Genomic DNA, 18,287 nt, shown 5'->3' with positions numbered 1-18,287 from the left:
GTAACTTAGTCGCCGGTGTCGCCCACGAAATCAACAATCCCGTCGGCTGTATTATTGGCAATGTTGATGCTGTTCAAAACTCCATCAATGACCTATTTGGGTTGATTGACCTCTATCAAGAGGAACTCCCGCAACCCAGCCCCACCATTGCAGAGGAATTAAAGACAATCGACCTGCAATATTTACGGGATGATTTACCCAACTTAATCAGAGCCATGAAAGATGGTGGCGATCGCATCACATCCATAAGTAAGAGTCTCCGCACTTTCTCCCGTGCCGATAGCGACCAAAAACAAACCTTCAACCTCCACGAAGGGATTGATAGCACTATCTTGATTTTACGCCATCGCCTCAAGGCTAATGATACTCGTCCAGCCATTGAAGTTGTCACCAACTACGGTCAGATTCCAGCAATTAATTGCTTTCCCGGTCAATTAAATCAAGTATTTATGAATATTCTTGCTAATGCCATTGATGCATTAGATGAATCAAATAATGGTCGGACTTTTGCAGAAATTAAAGCCAATCCCAACTGCATAACTATTCAAACATCGGTCGAAAATGAAAGGGTGAAAATTGCCATTACTGATAATGGTAAAGGGATGAATGAGTCAGTCAAACAAAAGATTTTTGACCATTTATTTACTACGAAGGCTGTCGGTAAAGGTACAGGTTTGGGGTTAGCGATCGCTCGGCAAATAGTTGAATCAACCCACGGGGGTAAATTGAGTTGTAACTCGGTTTTGGGTGAGGGTACAGAATTTATCATTGAACTCCCGGTATAATTTTTAACTCTCATTCTCAAACAGCTTCAAATATCTGGGAATAATGAAGAGTGCCCAGTTTCTCGGCTTAGAGTGCTGAGTTAAAAAACCGCCACGCCCTTTGTGGCATTTACCGAGTGCAAAAGTACTGAGTATTCTTGTTGCTCATTACTCAGCACTGAGTTTTGTCCTTTATCTCCTACCTCTTATGAAAAATTAATACATCTGGGAATAATAAATCTGAAAATCGTCAAGATTTGGCAGTTAAAAGCCAGAGGGAAAAAATTATAAGATGTTTAATTGGCAAAAGTTTTGCTCTGTGTGGCAGCGAGTTCGGTATTATCTGATTTTTCTAGCTGCCCTGTGGTTGAGTTTAGGGATTCCAGGTTGCAGTTTCTCCCCACCCAATTCTCAAACAGTTTCATCTCCTAATCCTACCCAGATCAATCCGACTGCACAACGCTTTGACGGTGTGACGATTAATGTCATTACCCATGATGAAGCCATTCATACAGGCATTCAGAGACGGATTGCTGGGTTTGAAGCCTTGACTGGAGCGAAAGTGAATCTAACGGGTGTTCCCTTTAAAAATCTCTACACCATATTAGAAAACAACTGGTCTGGTAAGAATTCAAAGTACGATATGGCAGTCATCTTACCTCAATGGCTGATCGACTTTATCGATGCTAGCTATCTAGAAGATTTAACAGCACGAGTGAAGACTGATGCTGCCTTGCGGTGGGAAGATATCGCTCCGATCTTTCGGAATGTCAGTGCGACTTATAAAGGGCGGATTTATAGCATTCCCTTGGATGGCGATTTTCACATGGTTTATTACCGCAGCGATCTGTTAAAGGAACCTGGATTAACACCTCCAGAAACGTGGGAGCAGTATTTGGCGATCGCTAAACGGTTTCACGGCAAAGACCTAAATGGCGACGGTAAACCAGACTATGGCTCTTGTATTTCAAAGCGTGCTCATGAGAACAGCACCAGTATGTTAATATCTATCGCCACTCCTTTTTTGCAATCTCTGGGAACAGCACAAGGAGCATTTTTTGACCCAGACACGATGAAGCCTTTGGTGAACAATCCAGGATTTGCCAAAGCAATGGATATTTACAAACAAACGATGGATTATGGAGTTCCCCACGATGAAAATCTGGGTGGTTCTAAAGCTAGAGAATTATTCATAACTGGTAGGTGCGCCCTGACCATTGATTGGGGCGATGTTGGGCCTCTATCTATCGATCGATCTGTCTCTAAAGTGATGAATAAAGTGGGTGCTGTCATCACTCCAGGCACAACTCAAGTCCTCGATCGCAAAACCAATCAACTGGTAGCTTGTGATAAGTTTACCTGTCCTTACGCCATTGATGGTGTCAATCACGCACCTTATGCTGCCAATGTCGGTTGGACGGGTGTGGTTTATGCCAAAGCAGCAGCAAACGTCAAGGATGCTGCATATAGCTTTCTCTCTTACATGAGTCAACCCGCTCAGTCTAATGTAGATGTGACAATCGGGACAACGGGCTTCAACCCCTACCGAATTTCGCAATTTGAAAACTCAGATCCTTGGATTAAAGCAGGGCTGTCGTCTGAAGTTGCCAACAACTATCTTGGCGCGATCGGTGTCAGCCTGAATAGTTCCAACATAGTTTTGAATTTAAGCATTCCCCATAATCAGCAATATCAATTTGAAGTTCTCGATGCTGTCGTATCTAAGTTCTTGGTCAAAAAAATTACGAAAGAGGAAGCAATGCAGCAGATTGCCCAAGGATGGGAGCAGATTACCAACCAAGTAGGGCGCGAGTCTCAACGCGCAGCTTACCGCGCTAGCCTTGGGCTATGAGGGGCAGGGGGCAGGGAGATGAGGGGGAAGAATTAATAACCAATGCCCAATGCCCAATGCCCAATGCCCAATTCCCAATTCCCAATGCCCAATTCCCAATTCCCAATGCCCAATTAAACTGTTCATTTGATAAATTAAGTGGGCATTTTAGAAATAATTGGGCAAAAATAACATTGGGAGTGATTAAAAATGCACTACCTGTATAAGTAGTTTGAGGCTGTAAAAGGAGCTACACCAGTGCGAAATTGGAACCTCAGCACAAAAATTATTGCTTCCTATTCAGTGCTAATCGCAGTGATGGCGGGGACAATAGCTTCAGGCATGTACTGGCAGTTGTATTATAGTCAACGGCAGGCAATCCGTAATCGTCTGTTGGCGATTGTCAGTCTGGCAGTTCCCCAAATCGATAGCGATTATCATGGATTAGTTCTCCAGCGTAGCGATCGCACCTCAGCCTTTTACAAAATTAATCAAGATAAACTTGTATCTATTCAAGCGACCAGTAAAGATATATTACGTATTTATACAGTACGACAGCAACCAAATAAAAAATTTGTCTATGTCTTAAACTACGACCCTGCCGATCGAGGTAAAACTGTATTAATTGGCATGGATTACACAAAGTCATTAGATGATTTGTATACAGCCGTTGCCCGTAATGCACCGTTTGTTGAGGAGGAATTTTACAATACAAATGGTGAAACCATTCTCTACGGCTATGCCCCAATCAGCAATCTTCAGGGTCGGGTGAATGGATTTTTGGTGGTTGAATTAGATGCAAGTTCTGTAGTGCGGCAGGAAATTCGGGTTGCTGGATTTGCTCTGGTAACTTTTTTGGCTGTGTTGTTACTGACTGTAGTTTTAGTGCGTTGGTTATCGCGATCGCTTGTAGTATTACCCATTTTACAACTCAATAGCGCCGCCAAGCAATTAGAAACGGGAAATTGGAATGCAACTCTAGCGAGCGATGTCTACGACGGGCTACGCCTACGCACTGATGAACTTGGAGAACTTTCCGCATCCTTTAATAGCATGGCCAAACAGTTGCAAACCTCCTTTGCCACCTTAGAACAAAAAGTAGAAGAACGGACACTAGAACTAGCAGAAGCAAAAGAGAAAGCTGATAGTGCAAACCTTGCTAAGAGCGAGTTTCTCGCTAACATGAGCCATGAATTGCGAACTCCGCTCAATGGCATCCTGGGCTATGCCCAAATTCTCCAAAATGGTGAACCCTTAACAGAACGAGCTAAAAAAGGTATAGATATCATCTATCAGTGCGGCAATCATTTGCTCAATCTGATTAACGATGTCCTTGATCTCGCCAAAATCGAAGCCCGCAAGTTGGAATTGTATCCTGAAGATGCTTATTTTCCAGCACTTCTGGAAGGCGTTGCGGAGATGATGCGCGTGCGTGCTGGTCAAAAAGGAATTCCTTTCACCTATCAACCTGACTCTAATTTACCTGTTGGCATTACAGTCGATGAAAAACGCCTACGCCAAGTGTTGATTAACTTATTGGGCAATGCCATTAAGTTTACTGACGAAGGCGAAGTTACATTTCGCGTTCAAACTCAGGAACTAGAAATTTCAATCTATCGAATTCGCTTTGAGATCGAAGATACAGGAGTCGGGATATCACCAGGCGGACTCACAAAAATCTTCCAACCCTTTGAACAAGTAGGTGATACCAAGAAACAAGGAGAAGGTACCGGACTAGGACTAGCAATCAGTCAGCAAATTGTGACTTTGATGGGTAGCACTCTAAATGTGGAAAGCCAGGTGGGAAAAGGTAGCACTTTTTGGTTTGAGATCGAACTACCTGAAGCTAAAGAATGGGCAACAAGTCTGCGAACAACTAAGCAAGGGAGGGTTTTGGGATTTGAAGGCAGCAAGCTCAAGGTGCTGGTAGTAGATGACCGTTGGGAGAATCGGTCAGTTGTGGTTAGTTTACTGGAACCTTTGGGTTTTGAAGTGATTGCCGTCAGTAACGGTCGAGAAGGATTGGCAATGGCGCAGGAGATTCATCCCGATCTGATTATTACAGACCTGATGATGCCAGAAATGGATGGCTATGAGATGCTGCGACAGTTGCGACAGATTCCTGAATTAAAGCATATTCCAGCGATCGCCTCTTCAGCTAGCGTATTTGAAAGTAACCAAAATGAGAGTATCACAGCCGGTGCCAATGCGTTTTTACCCAAGCCTGTAGAAGCTCCAGCGCTACTGAAGTTGTTGGAAAAATACCTGAATCTGAAATGGGTTTATGACCAAAACTCCATTGCTGTGGAGCCAATAACAGCCAACTCAAAGGCAATATCCTCATCCATCCCAGATGAGATCGTTCCCCCAACTGATGAGGTTTTATCGCAGTTACACACATTTGCGTTGCAGGGACGTTTGATGGCGATCGAGCAACAGCTAAAAACCTTAGAAAAAGCAAATGAAAAGTATCACTCGTTTATTCAAGAAATACGTCAATATGCAGATAATTTCCAGACTGAAAAAATCCGAACGTTTATTGAAAAATATCTTCCCAATGTTAAGAGTTAATCCACTAAATCCAGTCTAAGAAACCCTTTGTTACCTCATTACCATCTTTGCTATGACAGCATTCTCTACAAATTCCCTTAGATTGAACAATCCTGTTACAAACCCGTTTGACAATGGCATTATCCTGATTGTCGATGATGTGCCAAATAACTTGAAGGTGCTTTCAGACACCCTAGCAAATGCTGGTTTTGAAGTGGCGATCGCAACCAGTGGTGAAAGCGCTTTACAGCAACTAGAACATACAACCGTCTCCTTGATTTTACTGGATGTGATGATGCCAGGGATGGATGGCTTTGAAACCTGCCAGCGCATCAAAGCCAATGCAAAAACCCGAAATATTCCGATTATTTTTATCACCGCCCTGTCTGAATCGGTAAATAAAGTCACCGGTTTTGAACTAGGAGCCATTGACTACATCACCAAACCCTTTCAACAAGGTGAAGTTTTAGCACGGGTGCGGACTCATTTAAAGCTTAATCAATTGAGCCAGTCTCTTGAAGCGAGAAATACAGAATTACAACAACTAACTGAGCAACTAGAGCAACGAGTCAGCGAACGAACCCAGGAATTATTTGCATCGATTGAAACCCTCAAACAAACTCAACAATTGATGCGTTTAGTGTTTGATACTATTCCATATTGGGTAGGCTGGAAAGATATCAATTCAGTTTATTTGGGTTGTAATCAAAGTTTGGCTGATATGCTCAAGTTGAGTTCTCCCGATGAGATTGTGGGTAAAACCGATTATGATTTAGACTTCAGCAAAGAAGAATGTGATTGGTTTTTGATGTGGGATCGCCGCGTCATTGAGTCTGAGCAAGCAGAATTTCATATCATAGATCGAGTTCTACGGGCGGATGGTCAGCAAGTTTGGTTGGATACGAGCAAGATGCCTCTACGCGATGTCAACGGTAATGTGTTCGGCACTTTATTCGTGACAAAAGACATTACAGAACGCCAGCAAGCTGAAGAAGAACTCAAACAACAAAAACAAAATCTAGAACAAGCACTCGCAGAACTTCAGCACACCCAAGTGCAATTGGTGCAAAGTGAAAAAATGTCGGCACTGGGAAACCTCGTTGCAGGGGTGGCGCATGAAATTAACAACCCCGTTGGCTTTTTGGGTGGCAATATTCAACCCGCTTTGGATTACATCAAAGATATATTTGGGTTGGTGGATTTATATCAGCAGAAATATCCCAATCCTGATGCCGAAATTCAAGATGAAATCGAAGCAATTGACCTCGATTACATCCGTGAAGATTTACCTAAGTTAGTCGGTTCAATGCGAGAAGGTGTGAAGCGAATTCGAGATATTAGCACTTCTTTACGAACCTTCTCTCGTGCTGATAGCGATCGCCCGGTTGCTTGTAACATTCATGATGGCATTGAAAGCACTATTCTGATTCTCAAACATCGCCTGAAAGCTTCAGAATCTCGCCCAGAAATTCAAGTTATCAGAGAATATGGTCAGTTAGCATTAGTAGAATGCTTTGCTGGTCAATTAAATCAGGTGTTTATAAATATCCTGGCAAATGCAATTGAGGCATTAGAAGAATCAAATATTGGTCGCAGCTTTGAAGAAATTCAAACTAACCCTAATTGGATTACAATTAGCACCCAAGCTAGTGACTCTAAACAAGTAATTATTAGTATTAAAGATAATGGTTTAGGGATGAGCGAAGAAATTAAACAAAAGATTTTTGACCACTTATTTACTACTAAATCTGTTGGGAAAGGGACAGGATTAGGATTAGCGATCGCTCGTCAAATCATTGTAGAAAAACACGGAGGGTCAATTACTGTAAATTCGACTCTGGGAAAAGGGACTGAGTTTGTATTAGAGTTCCCGATTATCAAAAATTAAACAAAAGTAATGAATGAAAACATTGAAAAAAACTTGCTGAATTATTATTGCTTCGTCCCACTATGCTAACGTATCTCTATCAAGAGTTTTGGGCTTAACTCAAAGATATTAACCCCGCCAATATTTTATTTAATTAATCCCTAAACCAAACAAGTGAAATTAATTGGCTTTAGTAAGTAAGTGGGTCAAATTAAATATAAAACCTCACCCTACCTCCGGCTTCCCTCTCCGATACTTTGGAGAGGGATTGAGGGTGAAGTTTTATCTTATATTTAATTACGCCTACCTACTTGTAGCATTTTGTATGAAGATGCGCCAAACTATGTAAGGAACGAACCGCAAAGGGCGCATTCGCGCAGCGTCTCGTCAGAGAAGGACACAAAGAAAGAAGGAAGGAAGAAAGCCAAGAGAATTTAGCGCAGCCTCACAAAGAAATGGTATAACTTTTTAAACTTTTCCCGCCACAACCGAGTCTTTCTTCAAAAGTTCCACTGCTGCTTGATATTGCAGATCCGCTTCAGTACCAATCTGTTCGCGGTTAATTGGGTCTTGGGAAATCACTTTATCTGGCTTAATACCTAATTTGTTAATATCCCGGTGTTGAGGAGTTTCATACTTAGCAATTGTGACTGCCAAGCCAGAACCATCTGATAATTCAAATAAAGATTGAATTAGACCCTTACCAAAGGTGGTTTCACCTACCAACTGGGCACGACCGTTATCTTGGAGTGCGCCTGCCAGAATTTCGCTAGCACTGGCAGTTCCTTGATTCACCAAAATCACTAGAGGATCGTTAGTTAAGGCTGGGCCCAAGGCTTCAAAACTACCTTGAATGCCTTGTCGATTTACTGTGTAAACGATAGTACCAGAGTCTAACCACAAACGAGCGATTTCAATTCCTGATTGCAATAACCCCCCAGGATTATTTCGTAAATCCAGAATGTAGGCATCAGCCCCTTTTTTTTCTAGACTAGAAATAGCGTGTGCCAATTCCGTTGAGGCGTTGGCATTAAATTGAGTGAGGCGTAGGTAGCCAATCGGCGTACCTTCAGTGGAAACACGCAATTCGGAAACCACAGGGTTAAGAGCAATGCGATCGCGTGTTAGTCTAATTTCCGTTTCTGGCTCTCCGTCGCGTTCAATGAGGAGAGTTACCAGGCTGCCACTAGGGCCCCGCATTTTAGTTGCAGCTTCATCTAGGGTAAGATTTTTTGTAGGAACGCCCTCAATTTTAAGAATGCGATCGCGTGGTCTAATTCCCGCTTTATCTGCTGGTGAACCCGCTATAGGAGCCACTACTTCCAACTTACCACTCTCAGGATTCAGGGCAATTTGCAATCCTACCCCAGTCAGTTCCCCAGAAGTATTGACTTGTAAGCTGCGGTACTGTTCCGGGTCTAAAAAGCGGGTAAAAGGATCGTCAAGGCTCTTGAGCATCTTCCCAATTGCCACATAACTGGCATTTGAGTCTGCCAGTGGCTTCTCTAGAACCTTTTGCCGTACAGCCGCCCAGTTCTGATGATTAAAAGTCTCATCTAGATAAGTACGATTAACAATTCGCCAAACTTCCGAAACCAGCTTTTGTTGGCTAGTCATTGCCACCGCAGGCTGTGTGAGCGTACCAAACGCCAACCAAAACGCCATTAACAATGAAAATCCAACCCGAAAGACTTGTTTATTCATGAACCCCATTATCAATTCCACCTCAACCCAAATTGCCTAGAAATGCTCAGTTGCCCTGTTGTTGATGAAATCTATCTCTCGATTATGTTACTTTTTTTATAGAAGTGGTGCATTTCTCTCATCAAGTTGTTCAGTCAACTGATGCGTTGTATCCACTCACGAAAGGATAAAATCTACTTTGTGTCCACCATTTTGTGTGCAGGGGCGTAAAGAGATCGCAATATATTCCTTCTTTACAGAGTGTAAAGTTTCTGAAGACTCTTAGCACACTGAAAGCTGACAAGCAAACGAAAAAACTCGCTTTTACTAAAATCCCAAATTTGCTAATTGGGAGAGAAGTCACAAGAGGCGGCTGATGAAAAGTTCATAGACAATTCTGTTGCTACTCTAGTCTGCGGCAACCCCTTGGGCGAATCCGCAGGATGCCGAGGCTTGGAATCATCAGAATTTTAGCCGCCAATTTAGAACTTCGGGATTTATCAACCGCAACCGACTTTTAGGAACTTGAGATTGTATGGCCAACGTTTCCGACTGGTTTGAGGAACGCCTGGAGATTCAGGCACTCGCTGAAGACGTTACTAGTAAGTACGTCCCTCCCCACGTCAACATTTTTTACTGCCTGGGTGGAATTACCCTGGTTTGCTTTCTCATCCAGTTTGCCACTGGGTTTGCCATGACGTTCTACTACAGGCCAACAGTCACTGAAGCTTTCTCCTCAGTGGAGTACATCATGAATGAAGTCAACTTCGGTTGGCTAATTCGCTCCATCCATCGCTGGTCTGCCAGCATGATGGTATTGATGATGATTTTGCACACCTTCCGGGTTTATCTGACTGGCGGTTTCAAAAAGCCCCGCGAATTGACCTGGATAAGTGGTGTGATCCTGGCTGTGATTACAGTTTCCTTTGGAGTCACCGGTTATTCCCTACCTTGGGATCAAGTTGGCTACTGGGCTGTAAAAATTGTTAGTGGTGTACCAGAAGCAATTCCTGTAGTTGGCGTTCTGATTTCCGACTTGCTGCGCGGCGGTTCAAGTGTTGGTCAAGCAACACTAACTCGTTACTACAGCGCACACACCTTTGTGCTGCCTTGGTTGATTGCAGTCTTCATGCTGTTTCACTTCTTGATGATCCGCAAGCAAGGCATTTCTGGGCCTTTGTAATCTTAAGTTATTAGCGAAAGGCAAGATTTGTCAGTTTTCAGATTGAAGTTGTTTGTTTTAAACTTATGAAACACAATAAATTTAATTGCACGTAAGTTCCAACAAACAAACACTTGTATTTGAAGCTTAAAGCTGTGAATTCCCTCTAGGCGGCTGACCGTAGATAAACAAAACGCTGCCTCCCGCCTGCTAGGGTTGCCTAGTCGCTGATAGCCTTCACAAATGCTTTAATTTAACTTAAGCAGGAGAGCACATTTCAAAATGGCAACACAAAAAAAACCTGACCTGAGCGATCCTCAGCTAAGAGCTAAACTCGCTAAAGGCATGGGTCACAATTACTATGGTGAACCCGCTTGGCCTAATGACTTACTTTATGTATTTCCAATCGTGATCATGGGTTCCTTCGCTGCAATTGTGGCTCTAGCTGTGCTAGATCCCGCAATGACCGGTGAACCAGCAAATCCTTTCGCCACACCATTGGAAATTTTGCCAGAGTGGTATTTATATCCAGTCTTCCAAATTTTGCGATCGCTTCCTAACAAACTTTTAGGAGTGTTAGCAATGGGTTCGGTACCAGTTGGGCTAATTCTCATTCCCTTTATTGAGAATGTCAACAAGTTCCAAAACCCTTTCCGCCGTCCAGTCGCAACCACAGTCTTCCTCTTTGGTACTCTTGTCACCCTGTGGCTAGGTATTGGTGCTGCCTTGCCATTGGATAAATCTTTGACCTTGGGACTATTCTAAATTAGTCACCACAAAGTGCTTTGACACCTGTGAGTTTCAAGAGTATATACAGATGTGCTTTTGAAAGAAATCTACAGGTGTCAATTTTAATCGATATAGAATTCATGAATCCTAGCCTCTTCTCTACAAGAGGCTGAACCAACGAGTCATCAGCTAAAGGCCATTGGTGTCAACTTCAGGTATAATGCTTGACTTAAACAAGCTTTTAGAGATTATCTTGTTCCCAGTCTTCGACTGAGAATGCCTAATAGGAAGGCTGCGCCTCAAGACTTGCCCTAAAGTCATCAAATATAAACATTTTTCACTTAATTAACGTAAGTTGCTAGTTACAATCCTCAAAATGCCAAAATCGTCGATATTTTGTATTTTGGTACACAAAATATCGGAATTTAAATTTTTCTATATCGGAGAAATTTGGCGAATAGTGCAAAATTTAATAACTAGCAACTTGGGTTTATTTATATTTAAGTCACAGTTAATGTTTACTATAGTGCAGCAAGACCATCTAAAGGTTAAGAGCGAACTTAGTCTCCTAAACCAGGTGCAAGAATGGTTCGAGCAATTTTGTCTGCAACATTTGTCTCAACTTGGCTGGTCAAAAACCCAACTAGATCGGCTCAATTTAGCATTAGCAGAAGGCTTTACTAACGCTGTTCGTCACGCTCATCATGCCTTACCCCCGGAAACAACCATTGAGATTAACGTTTATCTATGGATTGACCGACTAGAGATTAGAATTTGGGATTATGGAAAACCTTTCGATCCTGATGCGATCGCAGAGCCAGCCCCAGGTACTCTACAAGTAGGTGGCTATGGATGGTTTCTCCTGCGGCGGTTGGCAGACCGTGTTGTATACGAACGTGGTGCAGATGGTAGAAATTGCCTTCTCATCGTCAAATACTCTGTAGAAACATAAAAGTAAAAGTTGAGTTGAGTCACTTAACTTGAAAACATTTGAAAACAAAAACGTAATAAGAAGGGGTTTCTGCTCAAATATGTAGTTACTTGATTGATAAAAGTATACTTATTTTCAATAGTCTTTGACTTGAAGTAATATATTTTTTACGTAAAATTGCTTAGAGATTATGATTTTTGTGTAAAATCTCAAAGAATGTTTTTGTATAAAAAGAATTAGTGAATACAGTAAACATAGCATTCGAGTTACACTAGATCCCTTGTTAAGATTTGTCAGCAGTGTTGAGAGCCTAAATTTTTGTTCTCCAACAAGTGCCATTCAGTGCTTAAAGAGATAGAGAGAATAGGGGACAAATATGACTAAGACAGCCCTAATTACAGGAATAACTGGTCAAGATGGCTACTATCTCAGCCATTTGCTCCTTAACCGTGGTTATCGAGTTGTAGGATTAGTACCTCCCCATCGACAACCTAATTTGACAAAGCTGGGAACACTGGCAAATCAAGTAGAAATTTTTACGGTTGACTTGAGGGATAATGCAGCGCTGTTGACCGCAGTTGAACAATTGCGTCCCCAAGAAATTTACAATTTGGCGGCTCCTAGTTTTGTCCCAGACTCCTGGAACGACCCATTGGGAACCCTAGATTTGATCACAGGTACTGCTACCAGACTTTTAGAAGCAGTGCGACAGGTAGGTTTATCTACCAGATTTTATCAAGCCAGCAGTTCAGAAATGTTTGGCGATGTATTTATTTCACCACAAGACGAAGAAACGCCTTTTCGTCCCAAAAATCCCTATGCTGCGGCGAAGATGCACGCCCACTGGACAATGGTGCATCACAGACAGCGCTATGGACTATTTGCCTGTAGTGGGATTTTATATAACCATGAATCCCCTCTACGCGCACCTCAGTTTGTAACCCGAAAAGTTTCTTTGGCAGCCGCATCGATAAAATTGGGTTTAACTAACACCTTAGAAATGGGTAATTTAGATGCCAAACGCGATTGGGGATTTGCGGGAGATTACGTAGAAGCAATGTGGCTGATGTTGCAAGTGGATGAACCTGAAGAATATGTGATTGGCACTGGAAAACTGCACAGTGTTAGAGATTTAGTTGCCACAGCCTTTGAGTCTGTCGGATTGGATTGGACGCACCATATAGTTTTAAATACCAGCTTATTGCGACAAGACGAGCATTTTCAATTAGTCGCTAACCCCACTAAAGCTAAAATAAATCTTGGCTGGGAACCCCAAGTGAGCTTTGAAGAACTTTTAGAAAAAATGGTAAAAACAGATTTAGAGCGGTTACAAAGCGGTGCGATCGCGCCCTTAACCCAAGTATAAATAACCTAATATTATGCACATCACTAAAGTGACAGAAAATCTAAAGGTAGGTGATAAAGTTAATCAAAGAACTAACCATGTCTTCGTGTTTTTAGAGATTTTTGCCCACGAGGGTGGTATCCAATCATATATAAAAGATATTTTCCGCGCCTATCTGGGATTGAGCCAAGTTTACAAGGCAGAAGTCTTTTTGCTGCGAGATAGCGCTGATAGATTAAATTTGTTTGAAGATGAGAACTTAAAATTTCATTACTTTAAAAATCAGTCTCCTCATTTGGGGAGACTGCAAATGGCAACAGCTTTACTTAAGTGTCTATTGCAAAATCGTCCGCAGCAAGTTTTCTGCGGTCACATTAACTTAGCAGTATTAATCCAAACCCTTTGTCAACCCTTGGGGATTCCTTACACCGTACTAACTTATGGCAAAGAAGTCTGGGAACCTCTGAAAAATCAAGAACGTCGCGCCCTGACATCAGCAGATAGAATTTGGACAATTAGTCGCTACAGCCGCGATCGCGCTTGTCTTGCGAATGGTCTAAACCCCAAAATGGTAGAGATGATGCCTTGTGCAATTGATGGGGATAAATTTACTCCTGGTTCCAAGCAGCCAAAATTAGTTCAAAAATATGGTTTCACTGGTTCTAAGGTGTTAATGACAGTAGCACGCTTATGGTCAGGGGATATTTACAAGGGTGTAGATGTCACGATTCGGGCATTACCACAAATCGCTCAGGTTTTCCCAGAAGTGAAATATTTAGTAATTGGTCGCGGTGATGACCAACCGCGATTGGCAGAGTTAGCTGCATATTTAAATGTGAGCGATCGCGTCGTATTTGCTGGTTTCGTTGCCACAGAAGAATTAATGGAACATTATCGCCTTGCTGATGCCTATATTATGCCTTCACAAGAAGGCTTTGGCATTGTCTATCTAGAAGCAATGGCTTGTGGAGTGCCTGTGTTATCCGGTGATGATGATGGCTCTGCTGACCCCTTACAAGATGGTAAACTGGGATGGCGAGTACCACACCGCAATCCTGATGCTGTAGCAGCAGCTTGTATAGAAATGCTTCAAGGGGATGACCAGCGATGTAATGGAGAGTGGCTGCGAGAACAAGCGATCGCTCTGTTTGGCATAAATGCCTTCCAACAGCACTTGCAAAAAATGCTTCTATCCTCAGTCACCAAGTCAAAATGACAAATGACAAGTGGCCAATAACAAATGACTAAAATCGCTATCCTAGAAGGAGAGCAGGACTACATTTAAAAAATGAGCTTTAAGTCATTTCAATTGAATCTTTTAAATCTCCGGCCTTGGCTTACCCTCCTGGCAGTTGGTTGGTTGCTGGCATCACTGGGCTTAGGTTGGTTGGTTAATTCGTTGCTAATTATTGTCGGGTTGCTGTTCTTAGCACCTATTGTGGCTTTTTTTGGCTTTCGTTGGTGGCTGCAACGCAACTTGGTCGCCGATCGGTGTCCCGTCTGTGAATATGAATTTACGGGTTTAAATGACAGTCAGTTAAAGTGTCCTAGCTGTGGGGAGTCGCTGTTAGTACAAAATAGTCATTTTCAGCGCTTCACACCAGAAGGCACAATTGATGTCACTGCTATTGAAGTTCCAGCCAAATCATTGGAAGATTAGTCATTTGTCATTTTTCTTTTACACAGTCGGGGCATGGACTGTTAAGTTAGCTGATGTCAGACAAGCTTTGCTTGCAATCACTGATTGAGCTTAGAATCCCCCGAATTTAACGAAGTGGATTCGGGGGAGGATGTCAAAAATGACTACTTATTTCTTTGTGAGATTGAGAGGGTGTAGTTAGACTGCTGCTGGGATAGTTCGCCCACATAGACCGAGTATTTTCCTGTTTTCCAGTAACCAGAAAGTTCTGGCTTGCCTCCAGAGTAGCTATCTGGCATTACACAAAAGCGCCCTCCGGGCCCGTCGATCAACAGCGTTGGCTTCCCTTGACTCTCTGCTGTTAATCGTAAATAAGGTAGTGACTCTGTAACCTGGATAACTTGACTAGGTTCAGTGGTAATATTGCCACAATTACTTTTGACAGTTCCCCCAGACTTTCCGTTTAAAACTAGTGGATCTGGTTGGGAATTCCGATTAATTTGGACTGTTGGTGTCTGTGCCAAATTAGCCTCAGTGAAAACCAAACTCATCGCCAAAGCTGTGGGAACAATTGCAAGTAGCCGAAGCGTTTTCATTTTAATTAATGCTCCAGATTTTTTTAGAGCAATATTGTTATACAGTCTAATTTTATAGACGATAGCAATCCGCCTTGGTTCCAAAAGCTACCGTATAACCTAATACCATTAACTTTAAGATTGTTTGGGAAGATGCAATCTGTAGATGCTGCAAAACAACATCTCCAGATCAGTCATGCAAATTACCTCATCTATGATGATTAGTGGCGATCGCTTGTCCACCAAAATATTTAACCACCAGTATAATAAGCATCACTTAAGAAAGCTTTTTTGACATTTTAAAGACGTAAAAATACTTAAAAAAGTAGCTCGATTAGCAGACAACAACAAAAAAACATAATTTTTACCTGTCATAAAGGTATTGCACACACAGACATTAGCTAAAATCACTAAGACAACCACCAAAAATAGAATTTAGTTGGTCTGTTTTTCAATAAGTGTGCTAACTGAGGTAGAAAAGATTGATGAATCCTCAACCAGAAGAAGACTTACAGCGTCGTCTCGATAAGCTAGAGGCAGAGATTAATTCCCCACCTGGGGTTGTATCTCAACCACAAGGACAAAAACAGATGCCTCAGTCTATTTTTGCCAACTTGAACTTGCAACTGGAGCGATTTCAGATTTGGTTCAACGGCTTATCTGGGACAAAAAAGCTGGTAGTTTCGGGTGTGACGGTGCTAGTAGGCTTGGCGATGCTGCAAGCAGTGTTTAAACTGGTTGCATCTGTAATCACTCTGGCACTTTTGGCAGCGTTAGTGTATGTTGGATACAAATTTTTTGTGTCTAGTAGCTTTCAACGTAAGCAATAAGTTGATATGCAATTACTTGGCAATCTGCCCGGAGTTATGAAAGTCAGGAGCCATAATACAAAAGGCTCCTGACTTCCATAACTTCTAAATTCTATTTCAATATGCTTTTCTTTTTGCCCATTAGCTGAGTCTATTTTAATTGTACCGATCGCGGCGTAGAAATAATATCAAAGGGAATTATTCGATGACATCACCAATTGTTAGAAGAAGTAGTAGTAATCAATCTGGTCAGTCCAAAGAACCGGAAAGAGCCAGTTCGCTGTTACTAGCAAGTAGGCGTTTTGCAGCTTGGGCGGCTGAAATCACACTAGTGGTTGCCAGTGGGTTGATTCCCTTCGGCCTTGGTGTCTACGCCAATTCTAGAAGCGATCTGAACCGAGTGCCGCTTAACCCCGTGCTGGTAGTTACGGAAAGAGCGATCGCTCGTCCCTTGGCTCTGCCTGTGAGCTATGGCATCCGTAACGTAGCATGGCCAACTAATATTTTGTGGACAATCGCTCTGTTAGCGCCTGTAACTCTCTCATGGTGGCAATTGTATTTACTGGCTAAAACTGGTAATACAATTCCGAAACGTTGGTTCAAAGTGCGGGTTGTCAACGAGCAAGGAAAATCGCCCGGATTGGGGGCAGTTGTCATTAGAGAAGGAGTTGGACGTTGGACTGTACCTATCTCCATCGCCTATCTACTGTGGCGCTACAGCTTTGCTTTTCCAAATTTAGGATTATTCACATTTTTGTCTTTATTAATGATTGTCGGTGAAGGGATAGGCTTACCGTCGCGTCGGGGTCGTCGCGCCCTGCACGATCGACTTGCAGGCACTTATACAATAGATACAACTCGTCCCTTACCATCTTCACTCTTAGCTAGCAAAAGACAAGCCCAGTCTGCTGGCGGTAATGATGAAGCAGAAGAATGGCCAGAGGGAGAAGAATTAGCGGCAGATGAAATCAACCAATCACCTAACCTGTGGCGGCGGATACAGCAAAATCCCAATCTGACTTTGTTTGGGGTAGGGCTGACGAGTATGACTGCTGTGTTGGCAACTTTAATTGGCACTCAAGTTTATATCCAAATTCAACAATCCCAGCGAGCAACTAAGCAAATCAACGGACAACAGTTCCTCGAACTCGTCAAACAATTGAGTCCCAACTCTGGGGCGACTAATGAGCAACGCCAAAGTGCAATTCTGGCGATGGGTGGTCTTAACGATCCACAATCCATCAAATTTCTCGCGGATTTATTGGTTAGCGAAACCAACCCCAGCCTCCTGGATACAATTCAACAAGCTTTGACAACTGTCGGGCCCCAAGCTATCCCCGAATTAAAAAATAAGAATCAGTTTTTAGTGGGTGAACTGGAATCTGTGGGTAGCACTGCAACCCAAGAACGGGATTTGCGGCAAGGGCGGCTACAAAGAAACCAGAGAACGATCAACAAAATTCTCTCTGTTTATAGCGGGAAAATGGAGGGCGTTGACCTTAGTAGCACCCAATTAGGTCAAAGCGGTACTCCAGGAGGTTCGTTCTTCAACTTGGTATTAGACAACCTTGATTTATCTGGAGTTAAATTTAAATCTGCAAATCTTAACCAAGCCAGCTTTAAGGGTAGCCGCTTTCGGGGTGCGGGTGAAGATGGACGCTGGGATACCTACGATGATGTGATGGCTGATTTAAGCCAAGCTCAGTTGCAGCAAGCCAATCTTACTGATGCTAACCTTAGTCGCGTCTTGATGAACCGGATCGATTTGAGCCGCGCCACTCTCAACAGAGCCAACTTATCCAACGCACGTTTATATGACGCAAAACTCAACAGCACCCAACTAGTAGGAGCCGATCTGCGAAACGCAGTTTTGGAAAGAGCCAGCTTAACTGGGGCTGATTTAGGCGATGCTAAATTGAACGAAGCTAATCTGTACGCTGCCCGTTTAGGTCGCGTCACTGCTATCGGAACGCAATTATCCTTTGCCAACTTAACTAACACTGATTGGCAAGGAGCAGATTTATCAGGAGCCTATTTAGATCGTGCTAATCTCAGCAATGCTAATCTCAGCGCCACTCGTCTAGCTGGTGCTGTTTTGCGTTCTGCTCAGATGGAAAACGTTAACTTACAAAATGCTGACCTAAGTCTTGCAGATTTACGGGGAGCAAATGTAGCAGGAGCAGATTTTAAGGGGGCAATTCTCGCCCCTAGCAAAGAAGATCCAGCAGATCAATTTGTCAAAACCCCAGATTTAGGCTCAGTATCTGCCGTAATCCAAGGGGTTGATTTTTCTCAAGCGAAAAATTTAGATGCCAAGCAATTAGCGTACATTTGTACTCAAGGAGGCATTCATCCTCGTTGCCCGTAGAATGGAGGGAAGCAGGGAGCAGGGAGCAGGGGGC

The 18,287-nt window shown here is 42.8% G+C and carries 14 protein-coding genes; 12 read left to right on the top strand and 2 right to left on the bottom strand.

What is annotated here, in order from left to right; genetic code table 11:
- The 4 genes from CDG77_RS28720 to CDG77_RS28705 all read left to right on the top strand — a co-directional run.
- Positions 1-785, top strand: a 785-nt coding sequence (locus tag CDG77_RS28720; protein WP_143857111.1) for a sensor histidine kinase, incomplete at its 5' end; no start/stop codon positions are given.
- A gap of 271 nt (positions 786-1,056) precedes the next feature.
- Entirely contained in the window at positions 1,057-2,616 is a 1,560-nt protein-coding gene (locus CDG77_RS28715) for an ABC transporter substrate-binding protein (RefSeq protein WP_094332663.1), read from the top strand.
- A gap of 237 nt (positions 2,617-2,853) precedes the next feature.
- On the top strand, positions 2,854-5,166 hold the full coding sequence (locus tag CDG77_RS28710) for an ATP-binding protein (RefSeq protein WP_223270032.1): 2,313 nt from the start codon (positions 2,854-2,856) through the stop codon (positions 5,164-5,166).
- A 52-nt stretch (positions 5,167-5,218) separates the two neighbouring features.
- Positions 5,219-7,033: a hybrid sensor histidine kinase/response regulator gene (locus CDG77_RS28705; RefSeq protein WP_094332662.1), complete on the top strand. Its 1,815-nt coding sequence runs from the start codon at positions 5,219-5,221 to the stop codon at positions 7,031-7,033.
- 447 nt (positions 7,034-7,480) lie between these two features.
- On the opposite strand, the gene ctpA is transcribed toward CDG77_RS28705, so the two are convergent.
- Positions 7,481-8,725, bottom strand: coding sequence for a carboxyl-terminal processing protease CtpA (ctpA, locus tag CDG77_RS28700; protein WP_094332661.1), 1,245 nt, complete (start codon positions 8,723-8,725; stop codon positions 7,481-7,483).
- Positions 8,726-9,230: 505 nt separating this feature from the next.
- On the opposite strand from ctpA, the gene petB reads away from it, so the two are divergent.
- The 6 genes from petB to CDG77_RS28670 all read left to right on the top strand — a co-directional run bounded on the left by petB (position 9,231) and on the right by CDG77_RS28670 (position 14,522).
- The gene (gene petB, locus CDG77_RS28695) at positions 9,231-9,878 is read left to right on the top strand and encodes a cytochrome b6 (RefSeq protein ID WP_094332660.1); all 648 of its coding nucleotides are present in this window, start codon (positions 9,231-9,233) and stop codon (positions 9,876-9,878) included.
- A gap of 261 nt (positions 9,879-10,139) precedes the next feature.
- A complete protein-coding gene (gene petD / locus CDG77_RS28690; protein WP_094332659.1) occupies positions 10,140-10,622 on the top strand; it encodes a cytochrome b6-f complex subunit IV in 483 nt (160 codons plus the stop codon).
- 478 nt (positions 10,623-11,100) lie between these two features.
- Entirely contained in the window at positions 11,101-11,538 is a 438-nt protein-coding gene (locus CDG77_RS28685) for an ATP-binding protein (RefSeq protein ID WP_094332658.1), read from the top strand.
- A gap of 355 nt (positions 11,539-11,893) precedes the next feature.
- Entirely contained in the window at positions 11,894-12,883 is a 990-nt protein-coding gene (locus tag CDG77_RS28680) for a GDP-mannose 4,6-dehydratase (RefSeq protein WP_094332657.1), read from the top strand.
- Positions 12,884-12,896: 13 nt separating this feature from the next.
- Positions 12,897-14,078 carry a glycosyltransferase gene (locus tag CDG77_RS28675; protein WP_094332656.1) on the top strand — a complete coding sequence of 394 codons (1,182 nt, stop codon included), beginning with the start codon at positions 12,897-12,899 and terminating at the stop codon, positions 14,076-14,078.
- Between the two features lie 72 nt (positions 14,079-14,150).
- A complete protein-coding gene (locus CDG77_RS28670) occupies positions 14,151-14,522 on the top strand; it encodes a hypothetical protein (RefSeq protein WP_094332655.1) in 372 nt (123 codons plus the stop codon).
- Positions 14,523-14,665: 143 nt separating this feature from the next.
- Here CDG77_RS28670 and CDG77_RS28665 read toward each other — a convergent pair whose 3' ends face one another.
- The gene (locus CDG77_RS28665) at positions 14,666-15,097 is read right to left on the bottom strand and encodes a hypothetical protein (RefSeq protein ID WP_094332654.1); all 432 of its coding nucleotides are present in this window, start codon (positions 15,095-15,097) and stop codon (positions 14,666-14,668) included.
- A 464-nt stretch (positions 15,098-15,561) separates the two neighbouring features.
- On the opposite strand from CDG77_RS28665, the gene CDG77_RS28660 reads away from it, so the two are divergent.
- Together CDG77_RS28660 and CDG77_RS28655 are read left to right on the top strand one after the other, a co-directional pair.
- A complete protein-coding gene (locus tag CDG77_RS28660; protein ID WP_094332653.1) occupies positions 15,562-15,906 on the top strand; it encodes a hypothetical protein in 345 nt (114 codons plus the stop codon).
- Positions 15,907-16,090: 184 nt separating this feature from the next.
- On the top strand, positions 16,091-18,253 hold the full coding sequence (locus tag CDG77_RS28655) for a pentapeptide repeat-containing protein (RefSeq protein ID WP_094332652.1): 2,163 nt from the start codon (positions 16,091-16,093) through the stop codon (positions 18,251-18,253).
- Positions 18,254-18,287: the final 34 nt, after the last annotated feature.

Source organism: Nostoc sp. 'Peltigera membranacea cyanobiont' 213 (genome assembly GCF_002245975.1).
In the GTDB taxonomy this organism is placed as follows: Bacteria; Cyanobacteriota; Cyanobacteriia; order Cyanobacteriales; family Nostocaceae; genus Nostoc.
This window is presented reverse-complemented; position numbering and strand designations above follow the sequence as displayed.